This window comes from Pseudoxanthomonas sp. LjRoot204_2 (assembly GCF_056175765.1).
Window position 1 is genome coordinate 1 of record NZ_JBGFFG010000108.1, and the last position, 8,870, is coordinate 8,870.

6 protein-coding genes are annotated in these 8,870 nt (G+C 65.6%); all 6 read left to right on the plus strand.

The genetic code is table 11. The features are described 5' to 3' along the window. Window positions 1-135 precede the first annotated feature (135 nt). Entirely contained in the window at window positions 136-1,749 is a 1,614-nt protein-coding gene (locus AC04L7_RS07065) for a glucoamylase family protein (RefSeq protein WP_435999039.1), read from the plus strand. Window positions 1,750-1,830: 81 nt separating this feature from the next. Then, window positions 1,831-3,111, plus strand: coding sequence for a sugar ABC transporter substrate-binding protein (locus tag AC04L7_RS07070; RefSeq protein ID WP_435999037.1), 1,281 nt, complete (start codon window positions 1,831-1,833; stop codon window positions 3,109-3,111). Next, window positions 3,108-3,992, plus strand: a complete 885-nt coding sequence (locus AC04L7_RS07075; protein ID WP_475512742.1) for a carbohydrate ABC transporter permease — start codon at window positions 3,108-3,110, stop codon at window positions 3,990-3,992. Before AC04L7_RS07070 ends, AC04L7_RS07075 begins: the two co-directional genes overlap by 4 nt. Further along, window positions 3,989-4,810, plus strand: a complete 822-nt coding sequence (locus AC04L7_RS07080; RefSeq protein ID WP_296281199.1) for a carbohydrate ABC transporter permease — start codon at window positions 3,989-3,991, stop codon at window positions 4,808-4,810. Before AC04L7_RS07075 ends, AC04L7_RS07080 begins: the two co-directional genes overlap by 4 nt. Before the next feature lie 99 nt (window positions 4,811-4,909). Further along, window positions 4,910-8,107, plus strand: a complete 3,198-nt coding sequence (locus AC04L7_RS07085; protein ID WP_475512744.1) for a discoidin domain-containing protein — start codon at window positions 4,910-4,912, stop codon at window positions 8,105-8,107. 142 nt (window positions 8,108-8,249) lie between these two features. After that, window positions 8,250-8,870, plus strand: a 621-nt coding sequence (locus AC04L7_RS07090) for a hypothetical protein (RefSeq protein WP_475512743.1), incomplete at its 3' end; no start/stop codon positions are given.

Below are 8,870 nucleotides of genomic sequence, written 5' to 3' on the forward strand. Positions count from 1 at the left end.
GGCTTCGACTGGTAATACCCACCCGCCCTCGGGCGACGTCTTCGGGCGTCGCCTGACCGGCGGGTTTCTTCCACGCACGTCTGTAAACGGTTACAACGGGAAATCGCTTTGAACAAGATCACCCCAGCCCCGCGCATGTCCTGGTTCATCGGCGTCGCGCTGACTCTGTTGATCGCCGGTTGCCAGAAAGCGCCGGAAGACAAGGTCGCGCCTGCACCGGCGTCGAAGCCGGCCGTGCCTGCGGTGGCGGCCAAGCCCGAGCCTCCGGCAAAGCCGGAATTGCCGCCGCTCTTCCGCGACATCGAACGCCGCACCTTCCAGTTCTTCTGGGACACCACCAACGAGGTGAACGGCCTCACGCCCGACCGTTACCCGTCGCGTCCGTTCGCCAGCATCGCGTCCATCGGCTATGCGCTGACCGCGTATCCCATCGGCATCGAGAACGGCTGGGTCAGCCGTACCCAGGCGGTGGATCGCACGCTGACGACGCTGAAGTTCCTGCGCGACGTGCCGCAGGGGCCGCAGAAGGAAGGGAAGGGCGGCCACAAGGGCTTCTACTACCACTTCCTCGACATGAACACCGGCGAGCGCTTCAACACCTGGGTGGAACTGTCCAGCGTCGACACCTCGCTGCTGCTGATGGGCGTGCTGTTCGCGCAGTCCTACTACGACCGCGACGACGCGCGCGAGAAGGAAATACGCGACATCGCCGACACGATCTACAAGCGCGTCGACTGGACCTTCCTGCAGAACAACAAGCCGCTGATCTCGATGGGGTGGTTCCCCGAGAGCGGCGTCATTCCGCATGACTGGAAGGGCTACAACGAGGCGATGATGGTGTACGTGCTGGCGATGGCATCGCCGACGCATCCGGTCGGTCCCGAGGCCTGGGAAGTGTGGACGCGCAGCTACAGCGAGCTGTGGGGTGTGTTCCAGGGCCAGGAATACCTGACGTTCGCGCCGCACTTCGGCCACCAGTACAGCCACGTCTGGATCGACTTCCGCGGCATCCAGGACGACTACATGCGCGAGCGCGGCATGGACTATTTCGAGAACAGCCGCCGCGCCACGTACGCGCAGCGCGCGTACGCCATCGAAAACCCGATGAAGTGGAAGGACTACGGCGAGAACGTGTGGGGCCTGACCGCGTCCGATGGCCCGCAGCAGACACAGCAGGAGTACCGTGGCGAGCAGCGCTCGTTCCGCCATTACTCTGCCCGTGGCGCCGGCTTCCGCGAGAATTTCGACGACGGCACCATCGCGCCGACCGCGGCGATCGCCTCGTTGCCGTTCGCCCCGGAGATCGTCATTCCCGCGACCGAGGAAATGCATCGTCGCTACGGCGACTACCTGTACTCCAGCTACGGCTTCCTGGATTCGTTCAATCCGAGCTTCGACTACGACATCCCGCTGAAGACGGGGCGCATCGTCCCGGGCAAGGGCTGGGTGGCCAGCGACTACATCGGCATCGACCAGGGCCCCATCCTGGCGATGATCGCGAATTACCGGAACGACTTCGTCTGGAGCGTGATGAAGAAGAACCCCTACATCCGCGATGGCCTGAAGAAGGCCGGCTTCGAAGGGGGCTGGCTCGACGCGAAGACCGAGCAGGCCGCGGCCAGCGCCGCGACCGCGCCGACCGCTCCCCCCGATCTCGATGCCGCGGCGGCACGCGCACTGGGGACGGCGGAATCGCGCGCCAACCAGGCCGCACAGCCCGAGGCGGCGCGTCCGCAGCAGCCGGAGTAAGCTGCTCGCATGGATCCGCGTGCGCCAGCAAAGGTCTCTCCAGCACGCATCAGGGCCTTCTCCGGTGGAAGGAGGGCCCTGGTGCGCTGCTGTTCTTTCGTGACGCTGCTGTGCGCGCTGGCGATCGCGGGTTGCGCGCGCACGAACGACGACCGCACCGTCGTGCGGTTCTGGGTGATGGGGTATGAAGGCGAAGTCGTCGCACGGCTGCTGCCCGAGTTCGAACGCCAGCACCCGGATATCGACGTCGACCTGCAGATCGTGCCGTGGCTGTCGGCGCACGAGAAACTCCTGACCGCGTTCGCGGGCGAGTCGCTGCCCGACGTCAGCCCTATCGGCAACACCTGGATTCCCGAATTCGCGGCGCTCGGCGCGCTCGAGCCGCTCGACGACGAGATCGCGGCGACGCCTGGCTTCGACCAGCCGGACTTCTTTCCGGGCGTGTGGGATACGGGCGTGATCGACGGGCGCGCGTATGCCGTGCCCTGGTACGTCGAGACGCGCCTGCCGTTCTACCGTCGCGACATGCTGGCCAAGGCCGGCGTGCGGACGTTGCCCGCCAGTTGGGACGAATGGCGCGTCGCGATGCGGCGGGTCAAGCAGGTCGCAGGGCAGGGCAACTATTCGATCCTGCTGCCGCTCAACGAGTTCGAGCCACTGCTCAGCCTTGCCATCCAGCAGCCCGAGCCCTTGCTGCGCGACGATGGACGCTACGGCAATTTCCGCAGCGAAGGATTCAGGCAGTCGCTCGGGTTCTACAAGGAAATGTTCGACCAGCAGTGGGCGCCGGTCGTCACCAACAACCAGATTTCCAACGTCTGGGACGAGTTCGGCAAGGGGTTCTACTCGTTCTACATCTCCGGTCCCTGGAACATCGCCAAGTTCAAGGAGCGCCTGCCCGCCGCGCAGCAGGCGGACTGGGGGACGATGCCGCTACCGGGGCCCCGTGGCCCCGGCGCATCGCTGGCCAATGGCACCAGCTTCGTCGTGTTCAGGGACTCGCCGAACAAGGACGCGGCGTGGACGCTGATCGCGTGGTTGTCGTCGCCGAACGTGCAGGCCGAGTTCCACGCGCTGACCGGCGACCTGCCGCCGCGTCGTTCGCCGTGGCTCACGCCCGCACTGGCCGATGATCCCTATGCGAAAGCGTTCCGCGAGCAGCTGGAGCGTGCCGTGTCCACGCCGAAGGTGCCGGAGTGGGAGCGCATCGCCACGGAGATGCGCCTGGTGGGCGAGCAGGTCGCCAACGGCCGGCTGACCGTCGACCAGGCCGCGGAAGAACTCGACCGACGCGCCGACCGCATCCTCGAGAAGCGCCGCTGGATGCTGGACCAGCCGGGCAAGCCGGGGGCTGCGCCATGAGGTCCACGCACTCACTGGCCGGCTGGCTCTTTGCCGCCCCCGCGCTGACGGTCATCGTCGTGTTCTTCGGCCTGCCGGTGCTGGCGGCGCTGGCGCTCAGTCTCACCGACTTCGACATCTATGCGCTGGCCGACATCGGCAACCTCCGCTTCGTCGGCGTCGACAATTACGTGGGCCTGCTGCAGAACCCGATGTTCTGGAAGTCGCTGGGCAATACGGTGTACTTCGTGGTGGTCGGCGTTCCGCTATCCGTGGCGCTGTCGCTCGGCGCCGCGCTGTTGCTGCACTCGAAGCTCGGCCGCTTCAAGGGCTTCTTCCGGACTGCGTTCTTCGCACCGGTGGTCACCACCGTGGTCGCGGTCGCGGTGATCTGGCGCTATCTCTTCCACACCAAGTACGGCCTGGTGAACTGGGGGCTGTCGTGGGTTGGCATCGATCCGATCGACTGGCTCGGCGATCCCACCTGGGCGATGCCGACCATCATCCTGTTCGCCGTGTGGAAGAACTTCGGCTACAACATGATCATCTTCCTCGSSGGCCTGCAGAGCATTCCGGAAGACCTGTACGAAGCCGCGCGCATCGACGGTGCCTCGCGCTGGGCGCAGTTCCGCCACGTCACGCTGCCGCAGCTGGGGCCCGTGCTGCTGCTCGTCGGCATCCTGACCATGGCCGGGTATTTCCAGCTGTTCGCCGAGCCGTACGTGATGACGCAGGGCGGGCCGCTGGAGAGCACCAAGAGCGTGCTGTACCTGATGTACGAAGAAGGTTTCAAGTGGTGGAACCTGGGCAACGCGTCCGCGGTGGCGTTCCTGCTGTTCCTGCTGATGACGGCGGTGACCAGCGGGCTGCTGTGGTTCGCACGCAGGCGGGGTGTCGAATGAACCAGCGCGTCGCCGCCGTCACCGTCAACGCCCTGCTGGTCGCGCTGGCGATCCTCAGCATCGGTCCACTGCTGTGGATGCTGTCGGTGTCCTTCATGCAGACCGGCGAGGCGGGGCACTTCCCGCCGCCGCTGCTGCCGTCGGCGCCGACGCTCGACAACTACCGCGAGCTGTTCGTGCGCGCGGGCATGGGCCGCTACCTGCTCAACAGCTTCATCGTGTCGACCAGCGTCATGCTGCTGTCGCTGCTGTTCAACACGATGGCGGGCTACGCGTTCGCGAAGCTGCGCTTCAAGGGTAGGGACCGTACCTTCCGTGCGCTGCTGGCGGCGCTGGTGATACCGGCGCAGGTGGCGATGATGCCGCTGTTCCTGCTGCTCAAGCAGATGGGCCTGGTGAATACCTACGCGGGCGCCATCGTCCCGGGCATGGCGGCGATCTTCGGCATTTTCCTGGTCCGCCAGTACGCACGCTCCATTCCGGACGAGCTGCTCGAAGCGGCCCGCATCGACGGCGCAGGCGAGGCGCGCATCTTCTTCCAGATCGTCCTGCCCGGACTGAAGCCGATCCTGGTGACGCTGGCGATCTTCAGTTTCCTGGGCGCATGGAACGACTTCATGTGGCCGTTGATCGTCCTGAGCGACGATGCCCTGCAGACGCTGCCGGTCGCGCTGGCCGGCCTGTCGCGCGAGCACGTGATGGATTACGAACTGATGATGGCCGGCTCCGTCGTGACCATCCTGCCGGTGCTGCTGCTGTTCCTCGCTTTGCAGCGTTACTACATCCAGGGCCTGTTGCTGGGCAGTGTCAAAGGCTGATCCGAAGCGGGTCATTGTGGAGCTTGAATCACCATGAACATCGAACCGTCCTTTCCGCGCAAGCGGGAATCCCGTGATGTCGCTTTCTGCCGCGCGGCACTGGCGTGCAGCGTCCTGCTCGCAGGCGCCACGCCTGTCCTCGCCGCGCCGGACGGCGTGCGCGTCCTCGACGACTTCAGCGATCCGTCGACGTGGCGCGTGGTGACGTCCAACCAGGTCAGCGGCGCGCTGCGGCAGGTCGATGGCGCGGAAGGCAAGGCCCTGTGCCTCGACTACGATTTCAACGGGGTATCGGGACATGCCGGTATCCAGCGCGACCTGTCGATCGCGTATCCGCAGAACTACCGGTTCGATTTCCAATTGCGCGGCGATTCACCGCGAAACGACCTGCAGTTCAAGGTGGTCGATGCCAGTGGCGACAACGTCTGGTGGGTCAACCGGCCGAAGTACGACTACCCGACAGCGTGGACACCCGTGCGTTACAAGCAGCGCCACATCGACAAGGCGTGGGGTCCGGATCCGGACCGCGTGCTGCGCCGGAGCGAGACGCTCGAATTCACCGTCTACAACAACGTCGGCGGCAAGGGATCGGTCTGTTTCGACCAGCTGACGTTCCAGGCGCTGCCGATCGACGATGGTGCGCCGTTGACGGGCGCGGCGAGTGCCTCCGTGGCGTTCCCCGCCGGTGCGGCGCGCATGGCGGTGGACGGCAAGCCCGGCACCGCCTGGTCGGCGGACCTGCACGGCGATGCCGATCCGCAACTGACGCTGGATCTGGGCAAGTTGCGCGAATTCGGTGGTCTTGTGCTGCGCTGGAAGCCCGATCAGCACGCCTCCGACTATCTGGTGCAGCTGTCCGACGATGGCCAGCAGTGGCGTGATGTCCACACCGTGGTCGACGGCAACGGCGGCAACGACTACCTGGCGCTGCCGGAATCGGAAGCGCGCTACGTGCGGCTCACCATCGGCGACGGACCGGGCCGCTCGTTCGCACTGGCCGAGCTCGAGGTGAAGCCGCTTGCCTTCGCCGCGCATCCCAACGACCTGATCAAGGCGATGGCGTCCGAAGCGCCTAAGGGCTGGTTCCCGCGTGGTTTCAGCGGCGAGCAGCCGTACTGGACGATCGTGGGACTGGATGGCGGGCGCGAGCAGGGGCTGATCGGTGAGGACGGCGCCATCGAGTTGTTTAAGGGAGGGCCAAGCATCGAACCTTTCGTGGTCAGCGACGGACAGTTGATTTCGTGGGCTGACGTTAGCGCGAAGCAGTCGCTCCAGGATGGATACCTGCCTATTCCCTCGGTAACTTGGACCCACCCACAGTTCTCGCTGCAGACCACGGCGTTCGTTGACGGGAAGGTCGAGCGCTCGCGGTTGTTGGCTCGCTACGTACTTACCAATACGTCCGACCAAGAGCGTGACTATGCTTTTGTTCTCGCCGTCCGGCCCTGGCAAGTCAACCCGCCCTCGCAGTTTCTCAATACGCCGGGCGGATTCAGTGCAATCAATACACTGACAGTGCGTGAGGGCAACATTGTCATCAACGGCGATCACTCCGTACAACTGCGATTCGTACCTACCTCTACGCTTGCAAGTAGCTTGGATTCCGGCGAGATAGTGGGTGTCCTGAATGGTGTCGACTGGAATGGGTACATGGCGCGACCAGATGAGGGGGGCGTTCCGTTGCAGGTTGGCCAGAGTGGCAGCAACGTAATCGATCCGTCTGGCATGGCCTCTGGCGCCGGTGTACTGCGTGTGCGGTTGCGTCCTGGCGAAAGCAGAGAAATCGGATGGACCGCACCGCTCACCGATGACAACGCGCCACCTCCGGGGCCGCCGATTCCGCCACCAGCGACGATGGAGCAAGAACAGGCCGCGGTAGCTAACTATTGGCGCAGCAAGCTGGATGAAATGAAGCTGCAGGTCCCGGCCGAAGGCCAGGCCGTGGCCGACACCCTGCGCACCGCGCTGGCCCACATGCTGATTTCGCGCATCGGTCCGCGCCTGCAGCCGGGTACGCGGTCGTACTCGCGCAGCTGGATCCGCGATGGCGCGATGATTTCCGAGGGCCTGCTGCGCCTGGGCCGCCCGGAAGTGGTGAAGGAGTACGTCGAGTACTACGCGCCCTACCAGTTCGAGAACGGCAAGGTGCCGTGCTGCGTGGACGACCGCGGCAGCGATCCCGTACCCGAGAACGACAGCCACGGCGAGCTGATCTTCAACATCGCCGAGTACTACCGCTATACCGGCGACAAGGTGTTTCTGAAGAAGATGTGGCCGCACGTGCAGGGCGCTTTCGCCTACATGGAAGAGCTGCGTCTCAGCGAGCGGACCGAGGCCAACCGTGCGGTCAATGCGGCGTTCTACGGGATGATGCCGGCCTCGATCAGCCACGAAGGCTACTCGGCCAAGCCGATGCATTCGTACTGGGACAATTTCTGGGCCCTCCGCGGCTACAAGGATGCCGTCGAGATCGCCGATGCGCTGGGCGACAGCGCGGCCTCGCGGCGCATGGCCGCTTCGCGCGACCAGTTCCGCGACGATCTCTACGCCTCGCTGCGGGCGGCGACCGCCCTGCACGGCATCGCGTATCTGCCGGGTGCGGCGGAGATCGGCGACTTCGACCCGACATCCACGACCATCGCGTTGGCGCCGGGTGGGGAGCAGGACGCGCTGCCGGCGGATCTGCTGCACGGCACGTTCGAGCGCTACTGGACCGAGTTCGTGCAGCGCCGGGACGGCAAGCGCGAATGGAAGGACTACACGCCGTACGAATGGCGCAACGTGGCGGCTTTCGTCCGGCTGGGCTGGCGCGAACGCGCATGGGACGTGCTGGACTTCTTCTTCAAGGACCGTGCGCCGCAGGCGTGGAACCAGTGGGCGGAGGTGGTGTCGCGTACGCCGCGCAAACCGTTCTTCGTCGGCGACCTGCCGCATGCCTGGGTGGCGTCGGATTTCGTACGCTCGGCGCTGGACATGTTCGCCTACACCCGCGAAGCGGACGATRGCCTGGTGCTGGCGGCCGGCGTGCCCACGGGCTGGCTGGACGGCGAGGGCATCGCCATCCATGGCCTGCGCACGCCCAGCGGTGTACTCGGCTACGCGCTGCGCAAGCAGGGGGATGAGGTCGTCCTCGATGCGAAGGCCGGGCTGAAGCTTCCGGCCGGGGGCCTGGTACTGCCCTGGCCTTACGAAGCCGCGCCTGGCGAGACGCGCATCAACGGCAAGCCCGCGCAGTGGAAGGACGGCGAGCTCCGCATCACCACGCTGCCGGCGAAGGTCAGCATCCGCACGCGCTGACCGTCTCGTAGAGCGGAGCTTGCTCCGCTGATCCGGCGTGCCCTGAACGCGGACCGGTCTTTCATCGCCGGGCCAGCCCCGCGCTACGTCATGTCGCGGGACGGAGTACATTGCGCGGCACGTTCCTTCCCCTCTCGCCGCGATGGTCGCCGACAGCCCGCGCATCCCGCTCTGGCCCTTGCCGCTGCTGTTGACGTTGCTGTTCGTGATGGCGGCGCACGTCGCCTACGTGCTGTCGATCCAGGGCGGCCATGTCCCGGCATGCGTGCCGTACATCGGCGGCTGTGTGTCGATCAGCCGCGCTGCACGGCACGGTTGGGGCAATCACCTGTTCCAGTTGCTGGTGATCCCCTGCGCGGTGCTGCACGCGCTGGCGTGGTGGCTGGCCAGGCATTGGCTGCGTGGCGGTCGCGTCATGGTGGTGCTTGGCGTGATGTCGGCCATTGCGCTGGCGGTGTACGCGAACTTCCTCGGCACCGAAGGCGAGGCGTATCGCTTCCTGCGGCGCTACGGCGTGGTGGTGTACTTCGGATTCGGCTACCTGGCGCAGCTGGCGTTGATGCGGCGTGCGGCCGCGACGAAAGCACTGCCTGCGGGCATCATCGTGGCGATGTCGTGGATCTCGATCGCGATGCTCGGATTGGGCGTGGCGAACGTCGTGGCCGGGGTGGTGGTCGATGATCCGTCAGCCAAGGACCGCTGGGAGAACATTTTTAAGTGGTGGCTGGGGCTGCTGATGGTCGGCTGGCATGCGGTGCTGGCA